The sequence below is a fragment of the Ancylobacter rudongensis genome (assembly GCF_900100155.1).
In the GTDB taxonomy this organism is placed as follows: Bacteria; Pseudomonadota; Alphaproteobacteria; order Rhizobiales; family Xanthobacteraceae; genus Ancylobacter; species Ancylobacter rudongensis.
The window spans coordinates 496,337-521,254 of the sequence record NZ_FMTP01000001.1 but is presented as its reverse complement, the minus strand read 5'-3'; the positions used below and the strand labels follow the sequence as shown (position 1 = coordinate 521,254).

20 protein-coding genes are annotated in these 24,918 nt (G+C 69.0%); 6 read left to right on the top strand and 14 right to left on the bottom strand.

Features of this window, described 5'->3' with window-relative positions; translation table 11 throughout:
* Positions 1-79 precede the first annotated feature (79 nt).
* The 3 genes from BLO63_RS02330 to BLO63_RS02320 all read right to left on the bottom strand — a co-directional run bounded on the left by BLO63_RS02330 (position 80) and on the right by BLO63_RS02320 (position 3,244).
* Positions 80-1,309 carry a lytic murein transglycosylase gene (locus BLO63_RS02330; RefSeq protein ID WP_425284316.1) on the bottom strand — a complete coding sequence of 410 codons (1,230 nt, stop codon included), beginning with the start codon at positions 1,307-1,309 and terminating at the stop codon, positions 80-82.
* Between the two features lie 106 nt (positions 1,310-1,415).
* On the bottom strand, positions 1,416-2,258 hold the full coding sequence (murI, locus tag BLO63_RS02325; RefSeq protein ID WP_091436399.1) for a glutamate racemase: 843 nt from the start codon (positions 2,256-2,258) through the stop codon (positions 1,416-1,418).
* Between the two features lie 143 nt (positions 2,259-2,401).
* Complete coding sequence (locus BLO63_RS02320) at positions 2,402-3,244, bottom strand: RNA methyltransferase (RefSeq protein ID WP_091436397.1); 843 nt, start codon at positions 3,242-3,244, stop codon at positions 2,402-2,404.
* 280 nt (positions 3,245-3,524) lie between these two features.
* Between BLO63_RS02320 and BLO63_RS02315 the strand changes: the two genes are divergently transcribed.
* On the top strand, positions 3,525-4,736 hold the full coding sequence (locus tag BLO63_RS02315) for an NADP-dependent isocitrate dehydrogenase (RefSeq protein WP_091436396.1): 1,212 nt from the start codon (positions 3,525-3,527) through the stop codon (positions 4,734-4,736).
* 171 nt (positions 4,737-4,907) lie between these two features.
* Here BLO63_RS02315 and BLO63_RS02310 read toward each other — a convergent pair whose 3' ends face one another.
* The 8 genes from BLO63_RS02310 to katG form a co-directional block, all read right to left on the bottom strand.
* Positions 4,908-6,164 (bottom strand): cyclic nucleotide-gated ion channel, encoded by a 1,257-nt coding sequence (locus BLO63_RS02310; RefSeq protein ID WP_091436394.1) that lies wholly within the window; start codon positions 6,162-6,164, stop codon positions 4,908-4,910.
* A 31-nt stretch (positions 6,165-6,195) separates the two neighbouring features.
* A complete protein-coding gene (gene alaS, locus BLO63_RS02305) occupies positions 6,196-8,847 on the bottom strand; it encodes an alanine--tRNA ligase (RefSeq protein WP_091436392.1) in 2,652 nt (883 codons plus the stop codon).
* 356 nt (positions 8,848-9,203) lie between these two features.
* Positions 9,204-10,280 (bottom strand): recombinase RecA, encoded by a 1,077-nt coding sequence (gene recA / locus BLO63_RS02300; RefSeq protein WP_091436390.1) that lies wholly within the window; start codon positions 10,278-10,280, stop codon positions 9,204-9,206.
* Between the two features lie 157 nt (positions 10,281-10,437).
* On the bottom strand, positions 10,438-11,055 hold the full coding sequence (locus BLO63_RS02295) for a phage tail protein (RefSeq protein WP_091436389.1): 618 nt from the start codon (positions 11,053-11,055) through the stop codon (positions 10,438-10,440).
* Positions 11,056-11,210: 155 nt separating this feature from the next.
* Entirely contained in the window at positions 11,211-12,398 is a 1,188-nt protein-coding gene (locus tag BLO63_RS02290) for an IPT/TIG domain-containing protein (RefSeq protein ID WP_244517558.1), read from the bottom strand.
* Between the two features lie 38 nt (positions 12,399-12,436).
* Positions 12,437-12,874, bottom strand: coding sequence for a cupin domain-containing protein (locus BLO63_RS02285; protein WP_091436386.1), 438 nt, complete (start codon positions 12,872-12,874; stop codon positions 12,437-12,439).
* Positions 12,871-14,373, bottom strand: a complete 1,503-nt coding sequence (locus BLO63_RS02280; protein WP_091437244.1) for an FAD-dependent monooxygenase — start codon at positions 14,371-14,373, stop codon at positions 12,871-12,873. The genes BLO63_RS02285 and BLO63_RS02280 overlap by 4 nt, the downstream gene beginning before the upstream one ends.
* A 153-nt stretch (positions 14,374-14,526) precedes the next feature.
* On the bottom strand, positions 14,527-16,704 hold the full coding sequence (gene katG / locus BLO63_RS02275) for a catalase/peroxidase HPI (protein ID WP_091436384.1): 2,178 nt from the start codon (positions 16,702-16,704) through the stop codon (positions 14,527-14,529).
* A gap of 163 nt (positions 16,705-16,867) precedes the next feature.
* On the opposite strand from katG, the gene BLO63_RS02270 reads away from it, so the two are divergent.
* Positions 16,868-17,806: a hydrogen peroxide-inducible genes activator gene (locus BLO63_RS02270; protein ID WP_091436382.1), complete on the top strand. Its 939-nt coding sequence runs from the start codon at positions 16,868-16,870 to the stop codon at positions 17,804-17,806.
* A gap of 46 nt (positions 17,807-17,852) precedes the next feature.
* On the top strand, positions 17,853-19,343 hold the full coding sequence (locus tag BLO63_RS02265; protein ID WP_091436380.1) for a carboxypeptidase M32: 1,491 nt from the start codon (positions 17,853-17,855) through the stop codon (positions 19,341-19,343).
* 15 nt (positions 19,344-19,358) lie between these two features.
* Here the strand turns inward: BLO63_RS02265 and BLO63_RS02260 are convergent, their stop codons facing one another.
* Positions 19,359-20,441 (bottom strand): aldose epimerase family protein, encoded by a 1,083-nt coding sequence (locus tag BLO63_RS02260; RefSeq protein WP_091436378.1) that lies wholly within the window; start codon positions 20,439-20,441, stop codon positions 19,359-19,361.
* 201 nt (positions 20,442-20,642) lie between these two features.
* Here BLO63_RS02260 and BLO63_RS02255 point away from each other — a divergent pair, with 201 nt between their 5' ends.
* From BLO63_RS02255 to BLO63_RS02245, 3 genes are all read left to right on the top strand, one after another.
* Positions 20,643-21,020 (top strand): RidA family protein, encoded by a 378-nt coding sequence (locus BLO63_RS02255; RefSeq protein ID WP_091437243.1) that lies wholly within the window; start codon positions 20,643-20,645, stop codon positions 21,018-21,020.
* Positions 21,021-21,215: 195 nt separating this feature from the next.
* Entirely contained in the window at positions 21,216-22,184 is a 969-nt protein-coding gene (locus BLO63_RS02250; protein ID WP_091436376.1) for a phosphate acetyltransferase, read from the top strand.
* 4 nt (positions 22,185-22,188) lie between these two features.
* A complete protein-coding gene (locus BLO63_RS02245; protein WP_244517556.1) occupies positions 22,189-23,376 on the top strand; it encodes an acetate/propionate family kinase in 1,188 nt (395 codons plus the stop codon).
* A gap of 15 nt (positions 23,377-23,391) precedes the next feature.
* Here the strand turns inward: BLO63_RS02245 and BLO63_RS02240 are convergent, their stop codons facing one another.
* Positions 23,392-24,156: an ATP12 family chaperone protein gene (locus tag BLO63_RS02240; protein WP_091436372.1), complete on the bottom strand. Its 765-nt coding sequence runs from the start codon at positions 24,154-24,156 to the stop codon at positions 23,392-23,394.
* A complete protein-coding gene (locus tag BLO63_RS02235) occupies positions 24,153-24,824 on the bottom strand; it encodes an HAD-IA family hydrolase (protein ID WP_091436371.1) in 672 nt (223 codons plus the stop codon). The genes BLO63_RS02240 and BLO63_RS02235 overlap by 4 nt, the downstream gene beginning before the upstream one ends.
* Positions 24,825-24,918 lie beyond the last annotated feature (94 nt).

Genomic DNA, 24,918 nt, shown 5'->3' with positions numbered 1-24,918 from the left:
CGAACCGGGATCGCTCGTCGCGATGGGAAAGATCCCGGCTCTCCGGTTCGCTGCGGCCGGGATGACGCGATCAAATCGCTTACCGTCCCCCGCGCAGCGCCGCGAGCACTTCAAGGCTGGCATAGCCGTCGGGCTCCACCCCCATCTTGCGCTGGAAATTCGCCACCGCCCGCATGGTCATGTTGCCGACCCGGCCATCGACGCCGCCGGTGTCGAAACCCGCACGGGTCAGCCGGCGCTGCACGTCCTGGATTTCGGCCAGGGTCAGCGGGCGCTCGCCGCCCGGGAAGGGGGTGATAAAGGGATCGCCGCCCAGCACCCGGTCGCCGAGATGGCAGACGGCGAGGGCGTAGTTCATCGACGGGTTGTAGCTGCGCACGGCGTAGAAATTCTGCGTCAGCAGGAAGCACGGGCCTTCCGGCCCCACCGGCGCCCACAGCCGGGCGCGCGCCTTGGGCAGCGAAAAGCGCCCGCCGCCGGCCGGCGTCACGCCGAGCTTGCTCCACTCCGCCACGGTGCGCCACGCCTTGGCATCGGCGTATTTCTCCGGCACGCCGTCCATCCGCACCTCGAAGCCCCAGGGCAGGCCGCGCTGGTACTTGCCGCGCTTGATCAGGTAGAGCGAGGAGCCCGCCAGCGCGTCCGGCACGCTATAGGGCGAGGGCGCGCCATTACCGTCATAGTCGACGCCGAGATTGAGCCAGACTTCCGGCATCCATTGCGTGTGCCCCATCGCCCCGGCCCAGGAGCCGAGCATCTCGTCGGCGCTGGCCCAGCCGCGCTGGACGATGGCGAGGGCGTTGAGCAGCTCGGTTTCCCAATAGGCGCGCCGGCGCGGCTCGCCCCAGGCCAGCGCCGCCAACGCGGGGAAGACCGGCTTCATGTGGTCCTCGTCCAGCACCAGCTCACCAAAGGCGCTTTCCATGCCCCACAGGCCGAGCAGCACGTCCGGCTCGACGCCGAAGTCCTTCTGCAGGCGCTTCATCAGCGCGGCGTTCTCCTTCGCCGCCGCCCGGCCGGTGATCAGCCGCCAGTCAGAAATGCGGCGGTTGAGATATTGCCAGAGCTGCTCGCGAAATTCTGGCTGGGCGCTGTCCTTGGCGTAGACGGAGGTATCGGGTCGCAGCCCGCCCATCACCCGCTCATAGACGGCATCGGAGATGCCCTTGGCCCGGGCGCGGGACTGGAACGTCACCACCCAGGCCTCGAATCGCTGCTTGGCCACCTGGGCGCCGGCGTCGCCACCGAGCGCGAGGCTGCCAAGGCTCGCCGCCGCAGCGAAAAGGAAGGCCCGGCGGGTTGAAGGCATCGCCGGATGAGGGGCGTTGAAAGGATCGCGCGTCACGTCAAGGCTCCTGCCGTTACGGCATGTTGGGCAGGGATCACGGCGCCGACAAGGCGCCTTCGCCAGTGGATCACGCGGGAGCGGGCGCGTCCATGACCAGGATCTCGCCCGCCCGCGTGCGCCGCCCGCCAATGCGCTCGACCAGCGCCGGATCGAGCGGCTGGCCGGTGGAGAACAGCCGCATCGGCGCCGGGCTGGCGGCGAAGGCGACCGGGCCGATCAGCGAGGACAGGCGGCGGGCGATCGCCGGCGCGGGGTCGATCCAGCGCACCGGCCACGGCGCCACCTTCTGCAGCCGGTCGAGCAGCAGCGGGTAATGGGTGCAGGCGAGGACGACGGTATCGGTGCGCGCGCGCCCCTCGCGCACGAAGGCGGGGGCGATCTCGGCGGCGATCTCCTCGTCGCTCACCGCGTCCCCGCGCATCGCCGCCTCGGCCAGCGGCGCCAGCCGGGTGGAGCCGACCAGCGTCACCCGGCAATCGCCGGCGAAATCATGGATGAGCTTCTGCGTGTAGTCGCGCCGCACCGTGCCGGGGGTGGCCAGCACGCTGACCTGCCGGGTGAGCGAGCTTTCGCAGGCCGGCTTGATCGCCGGCACGGTGCCGACAAAGGGAATGGGGAAGCGCGCCCGCAGCGGCGGCAGCACCAGCGTCGAGGCGGTGTTGCAGGAGACGACGACGGCATCGGGGGCGGTGCGGGCGATCAGATGCTCCATCACCGCCATCACCCGCGCGACGAGTGCCGTCTCGCTCAGCGCGCCATAGGGAAAGGCGGCGTCGTCCGCAGCATAGATGAAACGCGCATCCGGACGCGTGCGCGCCAGCTCGCGGAACACCGACAGCCCGCCGAGCCCGGAATCGAATACGAGGATGGTCGGCGCGCGCAGGGCGGCAGGCGTACGGACAGACGACACGGCGGCAGCCCCGGTGGACGAAGCGGGTGACGAGACGCCGTGCACGCCGGCAGCGGTTACGGGAGAAGCCTCGATACGCATCTGATGTCCTCCATCCCAGGCATCATTGTGGCGCATCTTGGTGAACGCTTCGTTGCAGACGATCAGGCGTCCGCTTCGCCCTCGCCAGGCGCGTCGGTGCCCTCCTCGCGCCGTCCCTCCAGCCGGGCGGCGGTGCGTGCCTCGCGTAGGCCCCTGCCCTCCACCAGCGCGCCCACAATGCCGTGCAGCGTCGCCACATCCTGCCGCGTCAGCCCGATGCGGTGGAAAATGTTGCGGATGTTGCGGATGGTGACGGGCCTCTTGGTCGGCGAGCGGAAGAACAGCGCCGCGTCGAGTTCACGCTCGAGATGGTCGAAAAAGGCCAGCAGATCGGCCTTGTCGGCGTTCTTGTAGCGGTCCGGCGGCTGGAACGGCAGCGCGCCGCCAGAGGAAAGCTTGAACCATTCATAGGCCACCACCGCGACCGCCATGCCGAGATTGAGCGAGGCGAAGGCGGGATTGACCGGCAAGGTGAGGATCACGTCGGCGAGCGACACCTCTTCCGTATAGAGCCCGGTGCGCTCGCGCCCGAACACCAGCCCGACCTCCTCGCCCCCGGCCATGCGCCCCACCACTTCGCGCGCGACTTCATCGGCGCCGAGCACGGATTTCTGCATGCCGCGCTCGCGCGCCGTGGCGGCCACGACGAAATTGAGATCGGCCAGCGCCGCGCGCAGATCGGGAAACACCTGCGCATGGTCGAGGATGCGGTCGGCACCGGAGGCGAAGGTCACGGCCTTCGGGTTCGGCCAGCCCTCGCGCGGATTGACCAGGCGCAGCCGCGACAGGCCGAAATTGCCCATGGCCCGCACCGCCGAGCCGATATTCTCGCCGAGCTGCGGCTCGACCAGGATGACCACCGGCCCGCCTTCCAGCCATGGCTTGGTGCTGTCGGTGCCGGACATGGCGGTTTTCTCCTGGGTGGCGATGGGTGTGCTCCTATAGCCGGCCGGGTCGCACTTGCGAAGCGGCGCGGTCTCGCCGCCACGGCACGCGCAAGGCATACGGAATGCCAGAACAGCTTGGGGGGAGAAGGCGCATTTGCCGCCGCTTTCTCCGCGATTTGGCCCGTTACCTGCTTCCCCTGTTGCGCCCCGCGCGGTATCACCCGCGCATCCGGCGTCTGCCCGCGCGGACACGCGCCGCGACCCCTCCGACAACGATTTCCGTGCGAGGTGACAATTCATGGCGAAGATCAAGGTGGCGAATCCGGTCGTCGAGCTCGACGGCGACGAGATGACCCGGATCATCTGGCAGTACATCAAGGACAAGTTGATCCACCCCTATCTCGACGTGGCGCTGGAATATTACGATCTCGGCGTCGAGAATCGTGACGCGACGGCCGACCAGGTCACCATCGACGCCGCCGAGGCGATCAAGCGCGTGGGCGTGGGCGTGAAGTGCGCCACCATCACCCCCGATGCCGGCCGGATGACCGAATACAACCTCAAGAAGATGTGGCGTTCGCCCAACGGCACGATCCGCAACATCCTTGGCGGCGTCATCTTCCGCGAGCCGATCATCTGCAAGAACGTGCCGCGCCTGGTGCCGGGCTGGACCCAGCCGATCATCGTCGGCCGCCACGCCTTCGGCGACCAGTACCGCGCCACCGACTTCCTCGTTCCCGGCAAGGGCACGCTGACCATCAAGTTCGTCGGCGATGACGGCCAGGTGATCGAGCACGAGGTCTACAAGTACCCTGGCGCCGGCGTGGCGCTGTCGATGTACAATATCGACGAATCCATCGCCGAATTCGCCCGCGCCTCGCTCAATTACGGCCTGATGCGCAAATACCCGGTGTACCTCTCCACCAAGGACACCATCCTCAAGCAGTATGACGGCCGCTTCCGCCAGATCTTCCAGGAGATCTACGAGGCCGACTTCAAGGCCGAGTTCGAGAAGAACAAGATCTGGTACGAGCACCGGCTGATCGACGACATGGTCGCCTCGGCGCTGAAATGGTCCGGCGGCTATGTCTGGGCGTGCAAGAACTATGATGGCGACGTGCAGTCCGACATCGTGGCACAGGGCTTCGGTTCGCTCGGCCTGATGACCTCGGTGCTGATGACCCCGGACGGCAAGACGGTGGAAGCCGAAGCCGCGCACGGCACGGTGACGCGCCATTACCGCGAGCACCAGAAGGGCAAGGAGACCTCGACCAACTCCATCGCCTCGATCTTCGCCTGGACCCGCGGCCTCGCCCATCGCGCCAAGCTCGACGACAATGCCGAACTCGCCGCCTTCTGCGCCACGCTGGAGAAGGTGTGCATCGACACGGTCGAGAGCGGCTACATGACCAAGGACCTCGCCCTGCTCGTTGGCGCCGACCAGAAGTGGCTCTCCACCACCGGCTTCCTCGACAAGATCTCGGAGAACCTGAGCAAGGCGCTCGCCTGAGCCGCCCCGCCTTCGCCCGTTACCGGGGCGCGCCGGCGCGCCCCGGAGACGACCCTTGTTTCAGGCGCGCCCGCGCGCGCCCGGCACTACGACCATCCCGCGCGCCCGCACTGTTCTAGGCGCCCCGGCCTGATCGCCGTGCTTTCCCGCGCCGCGACGACGTCGCCCCGGTCAGGTCGCCGCGCCGCCCGGCCCGACGCTCAGCTCATCATCGGCGATATCGGCGCTGCGCCGCACCGGATGCGGGCCTTCGTCATCCCGCGCCATAGCATGGATGCGCTTGCCGATTTCCGGGTGGCGGCGGATCACATCCGCCAGCGCGTCCGCCTCCAGCATCAGCAGCATGCAGCGCGTGTGCGCCCGGGCAGTTGCCGCACGCCGGGCCGAATGCAGCAGCGCCATCTCGCCGAAGAACTGCCCCTCGCCCAGCAGATGAAGGCCGTCGTCGAGTTCCAGTTCCACCTCGCCCGAGGCGATGAAATACATCGAGCGCGCCACCTCGCCACGGCGGGCGATCACCTCGCCCGGCTGGGCGGTATGGGCCGAGAGCATCTTGTGGATCTCGCCGATGCCGGCGGCGTCGAGATCGGCGAACAGCGGCACCCGCGCCACCATCCCCCAGGTGATGACGAAGTCGCGCCGCTTGATCACATCGACAAAGGAGGTGGCGATGATGCCCACCGGCAGCGCGATCATCACGATGCCCGTCACCATGGTCAGGCTGGCGATGATCCGGCCGGCCACAGTGAGCGGATAGACGTCGCCATAGCCCACCGTCGTCACTGTCGCCATCGCCCACCACATGGCCGCCGGGATCGAGCCGAGATGCTCGGGCTGGATATGCCCTTCCGCGACATACATCGCCGAGGCGGCGATCAGCACCGCGGCGGAGAGCAGCCAGAAGCACGCCATCAGCGACTGGCTCTCGCGGTGCAGCACTTCGAGCAGCGACTGCATGCCCGGCGAATAGCGCACCAGCTTGATGAACCGCAGCAGGCGGAAGATGGCGAGGGTCACGAGATTGACCCCGAACAGCGCCGACACCACGAAGGGAAGCCAGGCGATGAGATCGACGATGGCAACAGCCGTGCGGGCATAATGCAGCCGTGCCCGCAGTGGCGAGACGCCGCGGTAGCGCGGATTTTCCGGCGCGACCCAGATGCGCAGGGCGTACTCGCTGGCAAAGACGAGAAGCGACAGCCGCTCGAAGACGAGGAAGGCGACATAATCGCGCAGATACAGGCTCGGCACCGTCTCCAGCACGGCGACGATGACGTTCAGCACGATCAGCGCGATCAGGCCTAGTTCGACCCGGGAGGCCGTGCGGTCATGCGCGGCATCGCGCTCCAAAATCTCGTAGCAGCGCCGGCGCCGCGCCAGCCAGCGCGATGCCGTGAACCAACCGCCCTCGCGCCTGTGTGCCGTCATCAACGGCCACTCCCCCGCCCGCTTGGGACGATCAGCCTGCCAGCGCGCTCTCGATGGCCGCGAGCGCCTCGCCGGCGCGGGCGCCATCGGGCCCGCCGGCCTGGGCAAGATCGGGCCGGCCGCCGCCGCCCTTGCCACCCAGCACCTCGGCGCCGCGCCGCACCAGCGCCACCGCATCGAAGCGCCCGGTCAGATCCTCGGTGACGCCGACCACGAGACCGGCACGGCCCTCTTCGGTGATGCCGACAATCGCCACCACGCCGGAGCCGATGCGCTTCTTGCCTTCGTCCACCAGGCTCTTGAGGTCCTTGGGCTCAATGCCGGTGACCTCGCGCGCCAGCAGCTTGACGTCGCCGACGCTGCGCACCGGCTCTTCCACACCGGCACCGCCGCCCATGGCGAGCTTGCGCCGGGCCTCGCCGAGCTCGCGCTCCAGCTTGCGCCTCTCCTCGACCAGCAGCGCGAGGCGCGCCTCCACCTCGCCGACCGGCGCCTTGAGCAGGCCCGCGGCCGCCTGCAGCGCCTGGCGGTCCGCCGTCAGCGCGTGGCGGGCGGCATCGCCGGTCATCGCCTCGAGGCGGCGCACGCCGGCGCCGACGGCGCTTTCGCCAACCAGGCTGATCAGGCCGATATCGCCGGTGCGCCCGACATGGGTGCCGCCGCACAGTTCGATCGAATAGGGCGCGCCATTGCCAGGGTCGGTGCCCATGCTGACGACGCGCACCTCCTCGCCATATTTCTCGCCGAACAGCGCCCGCGCGCCGGAGGCGATGGCGTCGTCCACCGCCATCAGCCGGGTGACCACCGGCTCATTGCGCAGCACGATGCGGTTGGCCAGGTCCTCGACCTGCCGCAGTTCGGCCTCTTCCACCGGCTTGGGGTGCGAGAAATCGAAGCGCAGCCGGTCGGGCGCCACCAGCGAGCCCTTCTGCGCGACATGGTCGCCCAGCACCCGGCGCAGCGCCTCGTGCAGCAGATGGGTGGCCGAATGGTTGGCGCGGATCGCCTCGCGGCGCTCGGCATCGACCGCCAGCGCCAGCGCGCTGCCGACCTTGAGCGTGCCGCTCTCGACCTCGACCTCATGGACGAAGATGTCGCCGAGCTTCTTCTGGGTGCCGATGACGCGGGCCCGCAGCCCGTCCTCGCCGGTCAGCAGGCCGGTATCGCCGGCCTGGCCGCCGGATTCGCCATAGAACGGCGTCTGGTTCAGCACCACCAGGCCGGTGGAACCGGCGCCGAGCTCAGCGACCTGGCGTCCTTCGGCGACCAGCGCCGTCACCGTGCCCTCGGCGCTCAACGTGTCATAGCCGAGGAACTCGGTGGCCCCGGCCTCCTCGCGCACCGCGAACCACACCGTGTCGGTTGCCGCCTCGCCGGAACCGGACCAGGAGGCGCGGGCCTCGGCCTTCTGCCGCGCCATGGCGGTGTTGAACGCCTCGACATCGACGCCGACGCCGCGCGCCCGCAGCGCGTCCTCGGTGAGGTCGAGCGGGAAGCCGAACGTGTCATAGAGCTTGAAGGCGGTCTCGCCGGAGAATTTGGCGCCGGCGCCGAGCCCCTCGCTCTCCGATTCCAGAATGGAGAGGCCGCGCTCCAGCGTCTTGCGGAAGCGGGTTTCCTCCAGCCGCAGCGTCTCGGACACCAGCGCCTCGGCGCGGACGATTTCCGGAAAGGCCCGGCCCATTTCGCGCACCAGCACCGGCACCAGGCGGTGCATCAGCGGGTCGCGGGCGCCGAGCAGCTGGGCATGGCGCATGGCGCGGCGCATGATCCGGCGCAGCACATAGCCCCGGCCCTCATTCGACGGCAACACGCCGTCCGACACCAGGAAGGTGGCGGCGCGCAGATGGTCGGCGATCACCCGGTGGCTCGCCTTTTGCGGGCCGGTGGCGGGCACGTCGGTGAGTTCCTCCACGGCGCCGGTCAGCGCCCGCATGAGGTCGATCTCGTAATTGTCGTGCGTGCCCTGCAGCACGGCGGAGATGCGCTCGAGCCCCATGCCGGTGTCGATCGACGGACGCGGCAGGTGCACCCGCTCGCCGCCGGGCAGCTGCTCGAACTGCATGAAGACGAGATTCCAGATCTCGATGAAGCGGTCGCCATCGGCGTCGGGCGAACCGGGCGGGCCGCCGGCAATGTGCGGGCCGTGATCGAAGAAGATCTCCGAGCAGGGGCCGCAGGGGCCGGTATCGCCCATCTGCCAGAAATTATCGGAGGTGGCGATGCGGATGATGCGGGAATCGGGCAGGCCGGCAATGCGCTTCCACAGCCCGAACGCCTCGTCATCCTCATGGTAGACGGTGACGAGCAGCTTCTCGACCGGCAGTTCGAACTCGCGGGTGATCAGGTTCCACGCGAACTCGATGGCGTTCTCCTTGAAATAGTCGCCAAAGGAGAAATTGCCAAGCATCTCGAAGAAGGTGTGGTGCCGCGCGGTGTAGCCGACATTGTCGAGGTCATTGTGCTTGCCGCCGGCGCGCACGCATTTCTGCGAGGTGACGGCCCGGGAATAGGGCCGCTTCTCGATGCCGGTGAAGACGTTCTTGAACTGCACCATGCCGGCATTGGTGAACATCAATGTCGGGTCGTTGCGCGGCACGAGCGGGGAGGAATCGACCACCTGGTGCCCATTGCGGGCAAAATAGTCGAGGAAGGTCGCGCGAATCTCGTTTACGCCGCTCATGAACCCGGGTCCGCCGATGCCAGATACCGGCGCCGCAGAAGCGCCGGCCCGCACCATCGGGCGCGGGCGCAACGGTTCTAACGGCGCATCAACACCTTGTCCAGAAAGCAGCAGGACGTCGTCCCCGGCCGCGCTGCATCTCGTCCGGCCAACGCCGCCGCCAAGAGGTGACGGCAATGCGGCGCGGCACGGCTTAGTCACAAGACTAAGTCACACGGCTTGGCCACAAGGCTGGCGGCAAGGCGCCGACCCGCCCGACACGCCTACCGCTACGTACCGGCGCCATCAGGCGCGCGTGGCGAGACGCAGCGCCCCCCCCCACATGGCGCGCCCCATCTGAGCCCGCCGCCGCAGGCTCACTCGGAGTCGTCGTCCTCGTTCTCGCTGGGACCGGCGAGAATCTGCTCGGCAATGAGCCCGGCATTCTGGCGGATCGTCGCCTCGATGCGGCCGGCGATTTCGGGGTGCTGGCGCAGGAACGACTTGGCGTTCTCGCGCCCCTGGCCGAGCCGCTGGCTGTCATAGGAGAACCAGGCGCCGGACTTCTCGACCACGCCGGCCTTGACGCCGAGGTCGATCAGCTCGCCCATCTTGGAGACGCCCTCGCCATACATGATGTCGAATTCGACCTGCTTGAAGGGCGGGGCCAGCTTGTTCTTCACCACCTTGACGCGGGTCTGGTTGCCCACCACCTCCTCGCGCTCCTTGATCGCGCCGATGCGGCGGATGTCGAGACGCACCGAGGCATAGAATTTCAGCGCGTTGCCGCCCGTGGTGGTCTCCGGGCTGCCATACATGACGCCGATCTTCATGCGGATCTGGTTGATGAAGATAACCATGGTGTGCGAGCGGTTGATCGAGGCGGTCAGCTTGCGCAGCGCCTGGCTCATCAGCCGCGCCTGCATGCCCGGCTGGCTGTCGCCCATCTCGCCGTCGAGCTCCGCCCGCGGAGTCAGCGCCGCCACCGAATCCACCACCAGCACGTCCACCGCGCCCGAGCGCACCAGCGTGTCGGCGATCTCCAGCGCCTGTTCGCCGGCATCGGGCTGCGAGATCAGCAGATTGTCGAGGTCGACGCCCAGCTTGCGGGCATAGATCGGGTCGAGCGCGTGCTCGGCGTCGATGAAGGCGCAGACGCCGCCCTTCTTCTGGGCCTCGGCGATGGTGTGCAGCGCCAGCGTGGTCTTGCCGGAGGATTCCGGCCCGAAGATCTCCACCACCCGCCCGCGCGGCAGGCCGCCAATGCCGAGCGCGATATCGAGCCCGAGCGAGCCGGTGGAGACCGTCTCGATCTCCATGATCTTGTCGTTCTTGCCCAGCCGCATGATCGAGCCCTTGCCGAAATGGCGCTCAATCTGGGTCAGGGCGGCGTCGAGCGCCTTGGACTTGTCCATGGAAGATCCTTCAACGAGTCGCAGTGAGGACTGAGTCATTGCCGGGCTCCGGGCTGTACGCAAGGGAAAAGGGGGATAGCTCAAGGACTGCCGCGAACGTACTCGTTTTGTTCGATGTTCGCAATATGTTCTCGCGCCCCGCGGTCTATATTCCCGCAGTCCGGCAAGACCCTCGCCCGGCCGTCTCGCGCGGGCGTCAGGAATCGATGGCGGCCGGCGGTTCCGGCGCGATCGGGGGCACCGGGAAGGCGCCTTGCGTGCAGATGCAATAGGTGACGGCGAGATAGGGCTGCCGGTTTTCATGCGGCTGTGCCGTCCCGCCGACCGGCGACAGCGTGGCGGCGCCGAGGACGGTGTCGTCCTCGCCATCATCGGGCGCATAGGCGCGCGAGAACGTGCCCGGGCTCGCCGGGTTCTGCGTGTTTCGCCGCGTCGCCCGCGACAGCCGCGCGGTCGGCGACGGCGTGTCGGTCAGGCCGGGATAGGGCGCGCTTACCACCACCGCGCCGGTGAGCACATGGTTGTGGGCGGGCACGGATGTCACCGTCAGGGCCGCCGCCCCGACCGGCCGGCCGACGGCGTAGCGGGGCGTGTTCGGGTTCTTCCCCACGCCGACCACCGCCCGCCCCATCAGGTTCGGCAGGTGAAACGTGCCGGGCCCCGCCGTGCCGAAGGCTTCGCCGATCACCGCGTAAAGGGCGGCATGCTCGGTAATCAAAAGCGAGGAGCCGTCGCAGATTGCCCATTCCTCGTCATTGCCCTGGGGAGCGAATCCGAAGGCGAAGGCACGCACCTCGCCGATATAGCTTTCCATGCGGTCTCCCCCCGGGCGGGCGGCGCGGCCGCCTGTGGTGTCTGGAGCGTTTTCCGCGAAGATTGACAGACGTTCGCGACGAGAAAACGCTTTAACTTATTGACTAACGCTCACTTTCTTCCGGATCAGGTGCTTCCACCTGATCGGGAAGAGCTCTACGTGGTCCAGGTGAAGCTCACCGGCGCGCTGGTGCCCTCCGGCGTGGTGACGGTGACGTCATAGGTGCCGGGACCGTCCGTCGGCGGCGTCGCCTGCAGATGGACGGTGCGCGCGCCGTTCAGCATACCGTGCGCCCACCAGGTGCCATAGGTCTCCGCGCCATAGCGGGTGCCGCAAAAGTCGATGGAGAGGATCCTGTCGAGGCCCTTGCCAGTGATCCACACACGCCCGTTCCGCTGCACGGAAAGGCTGTTGGGATCGAGGCTTTTGACCACCGGCCCGTAGGTGAAGGTCGCGCCTTCATGCGGCCCGCTCACAGCCAGCGGGAGCCGGACGACGACGGGCACTTCCCCGGTCCCGGGAGGGGTGGTGACGGTGAGTTCATTGTCGTTCGGCACGTTCAGATAGAGGCCGGGGACACCGTCGAACATCACGGCGGTCGCGCCGGTGAAGCCGCTGCCGGTGATCTTCAGCGGCGTGCCGCCGGCAGGCGCGCCGCCAAAAAGCGCCCCGCTCCAATTGGCGGTACTGCCGCCGGCGGTCTTGACGACCACCGGAACGGTTCCGGCCCCTGCGGGAACCTCCGCCCATACCTCATCGGTGCCCTTGGTCCAGACATTGAGCGCAGGGGTGATGCCGAAGGTCACGCTCTGCACGTTGAGCGGCTGGCCATCCACGCTCAGCCCCGCCCCGACGATCCGCACGACCGTTCCCTGGGTGCCATAGCTCGGCGTGATCGAGAGCACCGCCGGCACATAGGTAAAGTCCAGCGCATTGCTTGTGCCACCCGGGGTCATGACGACCACCGGCACCCGGCCGAGAGTGACCGGCGCCCACACGGTGACCGAGCTTGTCGTCGAGGGCTGGACCTGCCGGGCAGACAAGGCGCCGAACATCACCGACTGCGCGATGAAGCCCTCGCCGATAAGGGTGACCTGGGTGATGAGCGGCTTGCCGGTGTAGTTGGAAAGCGCGGTGAGAACCGGGGCATAGCAGTAGCGGCTGGCCTCGACGGCCGGGCTGGTCGCCCCGCTCGCCGTCACCGACACATTGACCGCGCCCTTGCCGGCCGGAGCGGTGCAGACGATCTGCGTGCCCGCGCTGTTAACGGACACGCCGGTGGCGGCCACCCCGCCGAAGGCCACGGAGGGGTTCGTGCCAAAGCCCTCCCCGGTGATCTGCACAGATGTTCCCGCTGGTCCCGCCGGCGGCTGCAGCCCGGTCACACCCACCGTGCAGTAGGTGTAGCGTTCAGCGCGGCGGTGTCGGGCAGGCCGTCACGCATCACCCCGGCGAGTTCGGTGAAGAAGGCGACCGCGTCCAGCGCCGGGGCCATGAGGATATACTGGCGGGCCGGTGCGTCGGTGACATTGACGAAGCCATGCGCCGCCCAGCCGGGAATGCTCACCACGTCGCCGGCCTGCGCGAAGAAGCGCCGCCCGTCGACCTCGTAGAGATAACGCCCTTCGAGCACGCGAAAAATCTCCGCCTCGCGGTGCCGGTGGCGCGGCGGGCCGGCGCCGGGGGCGTTGATGGTCTCGATGAAGCAGAACTCGCCGCCGCTGATCGCGGGCGGCAGGCGGACGAACAGGTCGAGCCCGATCGCCGGGATCTTGATCGGCGGCTCGTCGCCGCGTGACAGCAGGAAGGACACGCTCATGCGGACACCCCTTTGGATCGGGCCGGGCCGAGGCGCGCGAGATAGTCCGTGATCGGCGCCCATTCCCCTTCCGCAACCGACAAGGCGAGATAGCCGTCCGGCCGGATCAGCTGGATGCCGCCAGCCACCGCGTGCGGGCGCACCATGGGGTAGACCAGCGCGGCGGGCAGATCGCCGGGCGGCGCCCCGGCGCCGGGCCCGGCGCGCAGGGTGAAGCGCGGCGTGTCGCCGACCCCATAGGGCGGCTCGCCGTCGGCCGGCAGCATGCGATCGCCGGCGCGCGGGCCGGCACCCCAGGAGATGCCGTTGAGCGGGCTGTCGCGGTAGTGGATCGCGGTCTCGGTGAGGTCGCCTTCCAGCTTGTGCCGCACCGGCGCCAGCCCGAGCACGGCCGGCATCACCGTGTTGCGGATATGGCGGGCGAGCGGGTTCTTCAGCGTCGCCAGCCGGGTCAGACGGCCTGACGTGGCGATCACCTCCGCCCCCACCGCGCGCCGCTCAGGGTCGTAGCTGTCAAGCAGCACCGGCGCGGTGGCGAGCCCGCGCAGCACCAGCGCCAGCTTCCACGCGAGGTTCACCGCGTCCTGCATGCCGGTGTTCATGCCCTGCCCGCCGGCCGGGCTGTGCACATGGGCGGCATCGCCGGCGAGGAAGACGCGCCCGACCCGGTAGTTCTCCACCTGCCGCTCATTGATGCGGAAGGAGGTCGACCACAGCGTGTCGTGCAGGGTGATGCCGCCCGGCCCGCGCCGGTCCAGCAGCGCCTGGAAGCCGGCCCTGTCGGGCGGCGGCGGCGGAGCATCGGTGGTGGACGGTCCGAGGCCGACAATGACGCGACAGCGGCCCGGCGCCAGCGGAAACAGAACCGCCGGGCCTTCCGCGTGCAGGCAGGTGGCGAATTCGTTCACCGGGAACGGCAGGCCCGAGAGATGGAAATCGCCCTGCGCCCAGTCGCTGCCCAGCGTGTCGCCCTCGAAAACGAGGCCGAGCCGGTGCCGCACCGGGCTGTGGGCGCCGTCGCAGGCCACCAGCGCGGCATAGCGGGCGGTCGCCTCGCTCCCGTCCGCCTGGCGCAGCGTGGCGGTGACGACCTCCCCCTCCTGGGTGAAGTCCGCGAGCGAGACGCCGAGCTCCGGCTCGACGCCGCGCGCCTGCAGATGCGCCAGCAGGACCCGCTCGGTCTCGCTCTGCGGCAGCATCAGCACAAAGGGATAGGGGGTTTCGATCTCGTCGAGCGGCACCCGGGCCAGGTGCTTGCCGTCGGCCAGCATGTTGGCGGCCGTCACCTTGTTGCCGAGCCCGACCAGCTCGGCGGAAAGCCCGTCGCCGCCGCGCTCCATCAGCTCCAGCGTGCGAGGCCAGATCGCCACTGCGCGCGAGGTGGTCGCCCGCTCGGTCATGGCGTCGACGATGCGTACCGGCACTTGGTAGCGCGCCAGTTCAAGCGCCATCACCAGCCCGACCGGGCCGGCCCCGACGATGAGGACAGGGTCACTCATGCGCATGCCCCTCGCTGCCGGTGCGGGCGCCCTGCGCCGCCCGGAGTTTAAGGGGTAGGAGCCCGCAGCGTTTTGCGCAACGGGCTTTTGGCCGGCATCGGCCGGCGCTGGTGCCTCCCCCGCCCTCCCGAAGGCAGCGGGGGAAAACCGGCCTCAGTTCACCAGGTCGAAGCGGTCGGCGTTCATCACCTTGGTCCAGGCGGCGACGAAATCGCGGAGGAACTTCTCCTGCGCGTCGTCCTGGGCATAGACCTCGGCATAGGCGCGCAGGATCGAGTTCGAGCCGAAGACGAGATCGACCCGGGTGGCGGTCCACTTCGCCGCGCCGGTCTTGCGGTCGCGCAGCTCATAGACCCCCTCGCCCACCGACTTCCAGCTATTGCCCATGTCGGTGAGGTTGACGAAGAAATCGTTGGTCAGCGCGCCCTCGCGGGCGGTGAACACGCCGTGCTTGCTGCCGCCGTGATTGGTGCCGAGCACGCGCAGGCCACCGACCAGAACGGTCATCTCGGGCGCGGTCAGGCCCATCAGCTGGGTGCGGTCGAGCAGCATTTCCTCGGGGGTGACCGCATAGTCCTTCTTCAGCCAGTTGCGGTAGCCGTCATGCAGCGGCTCCAGCACGCTGAACGAAGCCGCGTCGGTCTGGGCGTCGGTGGCGTCGCCCCGGCCCGGAGAGAACGGCACGGTGACATCGTGGCCGGCCGCCTTGGCCGCCAGCTCGATGCCGACATTGCCGCCGAGCACGATCACGTCCGCCAGGCTGGCGCCGGTCTCGGCCGCGATCGTCTCCAGCACGCCGAGCACCTTGGCGAGGCGCGCCGGCTCGTTGCCTTCCCAGTCCTTCTGCGGCGCGAGGCTGATGCGCGCGCCATTGGCACCGCCGCGCATGTCGGAGCCGCGATAGGTGCGGGCGCTGTCCCAAGCGGTGCTGACCAGCTCGCTGATGGTGAGGCCGGCATTGATGATCTTCGCCTTCACCGCCGTCACGTCGTAATCGGTGGGGCCGACGGGAACGGGGTCCTGCCAGATCAGGTCCTCGGCCGGCACGTCCGGGCCGATGTAGCGGACCTTCGGGCCCATGTCGCGATGGGTCAGCTTGAACCAGGCGCGGGCGAAGGTGTCTTTGAAGTACTCGGGATCGGCCATGAACTTCTGGCAGATCGCGTTGTAGATCGGATCGACCTTCATCGCCATGTCGGCGTCGGTCATCATCGGGTTGTGGCGGATCGAGGGGTCGCTGGCGTCGACCGGCTTGTCCTCTTCCTTGATGTTGATCGGCTCCCACTGCCAGGCGCCGGCCGGGCTCTTGCGCAGCTCCCACTCATGGCCGAACAGCATGTCGAAGAAGCCCATGTCGAACTGCGTCGGATGGGTGGTCCAGGCGCCTTCCAGCCCGGAGGTCACGGCGCGGCTGGCGAGGCCGTTCTGGTTCGGGTTGGACCAGCCCATGCCCTGCTCTTCCAGCGACGCCGCTTCCGGGTTGGGTCCGAGCGCCTTGGCGTCGCCATTGCCATGGGTCTTGCCGACCGTGTGGCCGCCGGCGGTCAGCGCCGCGGTTTCCTCGTCGTTCATCGCCATGCGGGCGAAGGTCTCGCGCACCTGCGCGGCGGTCTTCATCGGGTCCGGCTGGCCGTTCACGCCTTCCGGGTTGACGTAGATGAGGCCCATCTGCACGGCGGCGAGCGGGTTCTCCATCGTCGAGGGCACATTGACGTCGGTATAGCGGTTGTCGCTCGGCGCCAGCCACTCGCGCTCGGAACCCCAATAGGTGTCCTTGGAGGGGTGCCAGGTGTCTTCGCGGCCGAAGCCGAAGCCGAAGGTCTTCAGGCCCATGGTCTCATAGGCGATGGTACCGGCGAGCACGATCAGATCGGCCCAGCTCACCTTGTTGCCGTACTTCTTCTTGATCGGCCACAGCAGGCGGCGGGCCTTGTCGAGGCTCACATTGTCCGGCCAGGAATTGAGCGGGGCGAAGCGCTGGTCGCCGGTGCCGCCGCCGCCGCGGCCGTCGGCCAGGCGGTAGGAGCCGGCCGCATGCCAGGACAGGCGGATCATCAGCCCGCCATAATGGCCCCAGTCCGCCGGCCACCATTCCTGGCTCTCGGTCATCAGCGCGCGCATATCGGCCTTGAGCGCGTCGAAATCCAGCGTCTTCACCTGCTCGCGGTAATTGAAGTCCTTGCCGAGCGGGTTGGTCTTGGTGTCGTGCTGGTGGAGAATGTCGAGATTGAGGGCCTTGGGCCACCAATCCATGTTCGACGTCCCGACTTCGGTGATGGCGCCGTGCATGACAGGGCATTTGCCGGCCGGCCTGTTCGTGATGTCGTCCATTGCAGTCTCCAATCGCGATGGCATGCCGGCGGTCAAGTCAGCCGGCGCTCCCCCCGGTGGCGCTGTCTGGCGCGCGGGAGGTGTTTGGAATTGGAAGAGGTCTTATCGTAGGCGCGAGATAATGAAAATTTGCATTTTCTAATTGGCTCGATAAGCTGAGCTTATGACAGACATTTCCATGCGCCACCTGCGCTATTTCGAGGCGCTGGCTCATCACGGTCATTTCGGCCGGGCCGCCGAGGCCTGTTCGATTTCCCAGCCGGCTTTGTCGCTTCAGATCAAGGAGCTGGAGGAAATCCTCGGCGCGCCGCTGGTCGAGCGCGGCACGCGAAACATCCGGCTCACCCGGCTCGGCGACGCGTTCGCCCAGCGCGCGCGTGCCATCCTGCAGGCGGTCGATGAACTGGAGGAGCTCGCCCGCGCCTCGCACAGCCCGCTCGCCGGCCGGCTGCGCATCGGCGTGATCCCCACCGTCGCCCCCTATCTGCTGCCCGCCGTGATGCAGCGCCTGGGCGAACGCTTCCCCGAGCTCGACCTGCGGCCTCGCGAAGCGGTGACGCAGCGGCTGGTGGACGAGCTGGTCGAGGGTCGGCTCGACACCGCCATCGTCGCCCTGCCGGTCTCCGAGCCCTCGCTGACCGAGCATGCCCTGTTCGAGGAGGAGTTCGTCCTGGTGCGTCCGCTGCACGAGGCGGCGCTGCCGGTGCCCAATCCCGACACGCTGCGCACCATGCGCCTGCTGCTGCTGGAGGAGGGCCACTGCTTCCGCGAACAGGCGCTCTCCTTCTGCAACCTCGCCTCGCAGCTGCCGCGCGACCTCATGGAGGGCAGCTCGCTGACCACGCTGGTGCAGATGGTCGGCGCTGGCATCGGCGTCACGCTCATTCCCCAAATGGCGGTGGCCATTGAGACCCGCTCCGCCGCCGTCTCGGTGGCGCGGCTGGCGGAACCCCGCCCCTCGCGCACCATCGGCATGGTCTGGCGCCGGACCAACCCGCTCGCCGGCTCCTTCGAGCAGATGGCGATCATCGTCGGCGCGGTGGGGCTTGCGGGCGCCGTCGCCGGCGCCAGCGCTGTTCCGCCCGATTGGCACCTCAGCTAGAACAGGCCGCAGGGCGGCCCGCGCCGCCACCTGCCGGAGAGCCTCCATGTCCGCCTATGCCTCCCTCACCGTCCATTTCGGCCGCATCAGCGCGATGTCGAACGCCATCGGCATCCTGCAATGGGACAGTGACACGATGATGCCGCAGGGCGCCGCCGCCAGCCGGGCGGAAAGCCTCGCTCTGCTGCGGGTGATGCAGCACGAGATGGCGGTCGACCCCCACCTCGGTGACTGGCTGCAGGCGGCGGGCGACGAGGCCAGCCTCGGGACGTGGGAGCAGGCCAATCTGCGCGAGATGCGCCGCGTCTTCACCGCGCAGACCGCCCTGCCCGCCGATCTGGTGGAGGCCTCCAGCAAGGCGATTTCCGCCTGCGAGATGGCGTGGCGGCAGGCGCGCGCCGATGCGGATTTCCCCGCGCTGCTGCCCTATCTCGCCGAGGTGTTGCGCCTGCAGCGCGAGGCCGGCGCCGCCAAGGGCGAGAAGCTCGGCCTCTCCCCCTATGACGCGCTGCTGAACGATTATGAGCCGGGCGGGCGGTCCGCGACGATCGACGCGCTGTTCGACGATCTCGCCGCCTTCCTGCCGGGCTTCACCGAAGAGGCGCTGGCGGCGCAGGCCCGCCGACCCACGCCCGCCCCGCTTGCCGGCCCTTTCGCCGTCGAGGCCCAGCGCGGCCTCGGGCAAAGGATGATGGCGGCGCTCGGCTATGATTTCGACCGCGGCCGGCTCGATATCTCCACCCACCCCTTCTGCGGCGGCGCCGATAACGACGTGCGGATCACCACCCGCTATGACGAGGCCGACTTCTCCAAGGCGCTGATGGGGGTGATCCACGAGACCGGCCATGCGCTGTACGAGCAGGGGCGCCCCGCCGCCTTCATGAGCCAGCCCGTCGGGCAGGCGCGCGGCATGGTGCTGCATGAAAGCCAGTCGCTGCTGATGGAGATGCAGGCCTGCCGTTCCCGGGAATTCCTCGGCTTTGCCGCGCCGCTGATGCGCGAGGCGTTCAATGGCTCCGGGCCGGACTGGGAGGCGGACGCGCTCTGGCGGCGCTACACCCGAATCGAGCGCGGCTTCATCCGCGTCGACGCGGATGAGGTCACCTACCCCGCCCATGTCATCCTGCGCTACCGGCTGGAAAAGGCGCTGATCGCCGACGCGATGCCGCTGGCCGAGCTGCCGGCGGCGTGGAATGCCGGCATGCAGGAACTGCTCGGCACGGTGCCGCCCAATGACCGGCTCGGCTGCCTGCAGGACATTCACTGGCCGAGCGGCGGCTGGGGCTATTTCCCCACCTACACGCTCGGCGCCATAGCCGCCGCCCAGCTGTTCGACGCCGCCTGCCGGGCCGAACCGGACGCGCTGCCGGGCATTGCGCGCGGCGATTTCGCCCCGCTGGTCGGCTGGCTGCGCACCCATGTGCATGGGCAGGGCGCGCTGCTCGACACCGACGAGCTGCTGACCCGCGCCACCGGCCGCCCGCTGGATGCCGGCGTGTTCAAGGCCCATCTCGCCCGGCGCTATCTCGCGGATTGAGCGCCGGCCGGCGCCTCAGGAGGTCGAGAATCGGTAGACCGAGACGTGCCGGTAGGTCTGGCCGGGGTCGAGCCGGGCGGTGGGATAATCCGCCCGGTTCGGCGCGTCGGGCCAGGTCTGCGGCTCCAGGCAGAAGCCGTCGGACTGGCGGTAGAGCCGGTCCTGTTTGCCCACCGCCGTGCCGTCGAGGAAATTGCCGGAATAGAATTGCAGCCCCGGCTGGTCGGTCAAAAGCTCCATCACCCGGCCGGAGCCGGGGTGCTCGACCCTGGCGGCGAGGCGCGGCGCCGGCGCGGCCCGCGCGTCGAGGCAGTAATTGTGGTCATAGCCGCGCCCGCGCTGCAGCTGCGGATGGGCCTCGCGGATGCGGGCGCCGATCGGGTGCGGCGTGCAGAAGTCGAACGGCGTGCCGTGCACGCTTTCCGGCCCGCCCAGCGGAATCGCCGCCGCGTCGACGGGGAGATAATCGTCGGCGTGGATCGTCAGCAGGTGGTCGAACACGTCGCCCCCCGCCTCCACCCCGCCAAGGTTGAAATAGCCGTGATGGGTGAGGTTGACGATCGTGGGCGCATCCGTCGTCGCCTCGAAGGCGATGGTCAGTTCGCCCGCCCCGCTCAGCGTATAGGTCACGCTCGCCGCCAGCGTGCCTGGAAAGCCCTGGTCGCCCGCCGGGCTGGTCAGGGCGAGGCGCAGCGACGGTGCTTGCCCCTCGCACAGCTCGGCCAGCGCCCACACCCGCTGGTCGAAACCCTGCGGGCCGCCATGCAGGGCATGGTCGCCATCATTGGCGGGAACGCGATACTCCGTGCCATCAAGCGCGAAACGCCCGCCGGCGATGCGGTTGGCATAGCGCCCCACCGCCGCGCCGAAGAAGCGCGGCTCGGTCACATAGGCGCCCGGCGCCTCATGGCCGAGCACGATATCGGCGAGAAGGCCATCCCGGTCGGGAACATGCAGCGCCTGCACGATGGCGCCGAGATCGAGCACCGCGACCTCGAATCCCCCCTCGCCGAGAAGGCGGAAACGCTGGACCTCAGTTCCATCCGGCAGCCTGCCGAAAGGCTCGCGCCGGATCCGGGCGCCCCCATGCTGGTTCATGCTCACTACTCAAGAAATTCCGGGTACGCCCTCGGGCGGGCCCGGCACGGCCTTCAACGTGCGCATTGTCCCCCGGTCCCACCGCGAATGCCAGCCCCGGCGAGCGCGAGAGCGCACCGCGCATTGACGGCGCGGGCGCCGCCGTTGGAAGCTCGGACGGCGTTTTGCCAATCAGGAGACGAGACCTTGGCGCAGTTCCACATGATCGCCGGCGCCCCCACGCCGGTCGCTCCCTTCAGCCATGCGGTGGAGGCCGATGGCTGGGTGTTCATCACCGGCCAGATGCCGACCTGGCCGGACGATGATTCCCGCCCGCTGCCCGAAGGGGTCGAGGCGCAGACGCGCCGCGTGATGGACAATCTCATCCTGGTCCTCGGCGGCATCGGGCTGGATCTGTCGCATGTGCTGCAGGCGCGGGTGTACCTCACCGATTTCAAGGGCGACTACCCCGCCATGAACGCGGCCTATGCCTCCTATTTCCCTGGCAACCGCCGCCCGGCCCGCACCTGCGTCGGCGTCACCGGCCTCGCCCGCGACGCGCTGGTGGAGATCGACCTCGTCGCCCGCCGCCCGGGCTGAACGACCTCCCACCCCAGGCGTTTGCGTCAGGCGTTTGCGTCGGGCGTTTGCGTCAGATCATGGACGCTGGCGCCGGGGGCCGGTCTGTGTCGTCCTGTCGTCAGTACATGCGGCGACACTGCAAGCGACCATATGGCAGCGACCATATGGCAAGCGACACGATCGGCACGGCGCCGGCGGCACGGAGGCGAGCACATGGACACGGCCACACGGCCCGGCACTGTCCCCCCCATCGACCATGGCAATTATGAGCGCCTGGTCGCCCGCGCCGGCGAGGTGGCGGCGCTGGAGACCGCCATCGCCCATCCCTGCGACGCCGCCTCGCTGCGCGGCGCGCTCGACGCCGCCACGGCCGGCTTCATCCTCCCGATCCTGGTCGGCCCGGTCGCCCGCATCCGGGCGGTGGCGGAAGCCGAGGGGCTGGAGCTTGCCGGCATCGAGATGATCGACACCCCCCACAGCGCCGCCTCGGCGGCGCGGGCGGTGGAGCTGGTGCGGGAGGGGCGTGTCAGCCTGCTGATGAAGGGCAGCCTGCACAGCGACGAACTGCTCGCCGCCGTCACCGCACGCGACACCGGCCTGCGCACCGGGCGGCGCATCAGCCATGTCTTCGTCATGGACGTGCCGAGCTATGCCGAGCCGCTGTTCATCACCGATGCGGCGGTGAACATCTTTCCCGACCTCGATGCCAAGCGCGACATCGTGCAGAACGCCATCGACCTGCATGTCGGGCTCGGCCTCGGGCGCCCGCGCGTCGCCATCCTCTCGGCGGTGGAAACCGTCACCACCTCGATTCCCAGCACCATCGAGGCCGCCGCTTTGTGCAAGATGGCCGATCGCGGCCAGATTACCGGCGGCGATCTCGACGGGCCGCTGGCGCTCGACAACGCCATTTCGCCGGAAGCCGCGCGAATCAAGGGCATCGTCTCCCCCGTCGCCGGAAGGGCCCAAATCCTCGTCGTGCCGGATCTTGAGGCCGGCAACATGCTGGCGAAGAACCTCACCTTCATGGCCGGCGCCGATGCCGCCGGCCTCGTGCTCGGGGCGCGGGTGCCGATCATCCTCACCAGCCGCGCCGACACGCTGAAGACCCGCCTCGCCTCCTGCGCGGTGGCGGTGCTCTATGCGCAGGCGCGGCTGCGCCAGCCGGGACTGGGAGGTTGATCGGGTGAACGAGGCCATCTTCGTCGTCAATGCCGGCTCGTCCAGCATCAAGTTCAAGCTCTACCGCGTGGTCGGCCGCGATGTCGCCCTCCTGCTCGGCGGCGCGCTTGACGGCATCGGCACCCGCCCGCGCCTGCAGGCGAAGGACGAGGTCGGCACGGTGCTGGTCGACCGCCGCTTCGCGCCGGATGAGATCGCCAAGGCGCCTGAGGCCCAGCACGCCATCAGCGAATGGGTGCTGCCGCATCTGAACGATGTCGAGCTGATCGGCGTCGGCCACCGCGTGGTGCATGGCGGGCCGCATTATTCCCACCCGGAGCGGGTGAACGACGAGGTGCTGCGCACGCTGGAAAGCTTCATCCCGCTGGCACCGCTGCACCAGCTGACCAATCTGGACCCGATCCGCGTCATCGCCGAGCGCCGGCCGGACCTGCCGCAGGTCGCCTGCTTCGACACCGCCTTCCACCGCGGCCATCCTGAGATCGCCGACCGCTTCGCCCTGCCGGACGAGCTCTACGAGGCCGGGGTGCGCCGCTACGGCTTCCACGGCCTGTCCTATGAATATGTCTCCGGCGCCCTGCGCGAGCTGGCGCCTGATCTGGCGCGCGGGCGCGTGGTCATCTGCCATCTCGGCTCGGGCGCCTCGGCCTGTGGCCTGCTCGACGGGCGGAGCCAGGAATCCACCATGGGCTTCACCGCGCTGGACGGGCTGCCGATGGGCACGCGCTGCGGGTCGCTGGACCCCGGCGTGGTGCTGCATCTCATCGAGCAGAAGGGCATGAGCGCGGCCGAGGTCGGCCACATGCTCTATCACGACAGCGGGTTGAAGGGGCTTTCCGGCCTTTCCAGCGACATGCGCGAATTGCTGGCGAGCGAGGTGCCCGCCGCCGCGCTGGCGGTGGACTATTTCACCCTGCACGTCGCGCAGGCGGTGGCGCAGCTGGCCGTGACGCTCGGCGGGCTGGATGCGCTGGTCTTCACCGCCGGCATTGGCGAGCACGCCCCCGAGATCCGCGCCCGCATCTGCGCCCGGCTTGGCCTGCTCGGCGTCGCGCTCGACGCGGCGGCCAATGCGGCTGGCGACACCTGGATCGACGCCGAGGGGCCCGGCCCGCATGTGCTTGTCATCCCCACCGACGAGGAGCGGATGATCGCCCTGCACACGCTGCGCCTGCTGCGCCCGGCGGCGTGAGGGCGAAGGCTGCCCTCAGCCCTCCAGCAGCGCGTAGGCCCGTGCCGCCGCCTCGAAGTCGCGGAAGCGGGTGGCCCGGCGCGCCAGCGCCTCGGCATCGCTGCCCCAGAGCTTTTCCTGCACCTCTTCATCGGCATGGGCGGCGCGCCAGGCCTCTTCCGGGGACAAGCGGCCATGCGCCACGGCCAGCGCGAGAATGGCCGAGCCGCTGAGCGTCGTCATCAGGTTCAGCGCCGCCAGCCGCAGCGGGTCGCCCGGCAGCGCGGCGGACAGCGCCTCCAGCGTGCGCGGGGGCTGGGCGACATGCACCACGCCCTCGCTCAGCATGAAGGTGGCGCCGAAGCGCTCGCGCGCCCAGGCGAGCAGCGGGTCCCACAGCTCGGCATGCAGCGCCACCAGCTGCGCCGGCGTATCGACGCGGTAGCAGAGCAGGTCGCTGCCGGCATAGCGCACGATCTCCTCGCCCACCTCCGTCATCGCCGAGGCGACGCCGTCAATGGCGGAATTGGCCAGCCGGGTGATCGGCATGGTCACGGGGTCGATGAATTCGCCCTGCGCGTCCCATTCCTGCGCCAGCGCCTGCGCCAGCCGCTCGCCCGCCACGGCGACGAGGTTGCGCCCCGGCGTGCGCACCGGGCGCCCGTCGAGCTCGATGCGGAACAGACCGTTCTCCGTCGCCGCCGCGCGTGCCTGCTTGTAGAAGCGCTTGGGCAAAGGCGGCCGTTCGGTGAAGCCCGGCCGCGCCGGCGCCTGAGGCGCGTCGGGGGTCATCTCGCTCACGCCACCGTCTCCCATTGAGTGTCGATCGCCCGCAGCAGCTCGTCGGCATCATCGACCAGCCATTGCGCGCCGGATTGCCGCAACAGCTCCGGCGCGTGATAGCCCCAGCTGACGCCGATGGCGCCGGCGCCGGCGGCGCGGGCCATCACCATGTCGAAGCTGGTATCGCCGATGAGAACCGTATCCCCCGCCGCGACGCCGGTCGCCGCCATCGCCTGGTGCACCATGGCCGGGTGCGGCTTGGAGGGGCCGTCGTCGGCCGTCTGGATGGTGACGAAGCGGCCCTCCAGCCCGTGATGGCCGAGCACCGCCGCCACGCCGCGCTGCGACTTGCCGGTGGCGATGCCGAGCAGCACGTCGTCGCGGGCCGACAGCGTGTCGATCAACGCCCGCATGCCGGGAAACATCGGCTCGCTGAAATCCGGCTCGGTGCGCAGTTCGCGGAAGGCCTGGCGGTAGAGATCGGCCAGCCGTTCGGCGGGAAAGCGCGGGTCGTCTTCGCCCAGCCGCTGCATCGCCTCCACCAGCGACAGGCCGACAATGCCGAGCACCGCCTCGCGCGGCGGCACGGCAAGCTCGGCGCGGGCGAAGGCGCGGCCCATGGCGGCGACAATGACGTGCTGGCTGTCCACCAGCGTGCCATCGCAATCGAACAGGATGAGTTTCATCGGCACACCACCGCGCAACGGATCTGGCGCGGCGCGCGTGTCTGCACGGCGGCGCGGGAGAGCCGTCGAAGTCGTGGATGCAGCCGGCGATGTC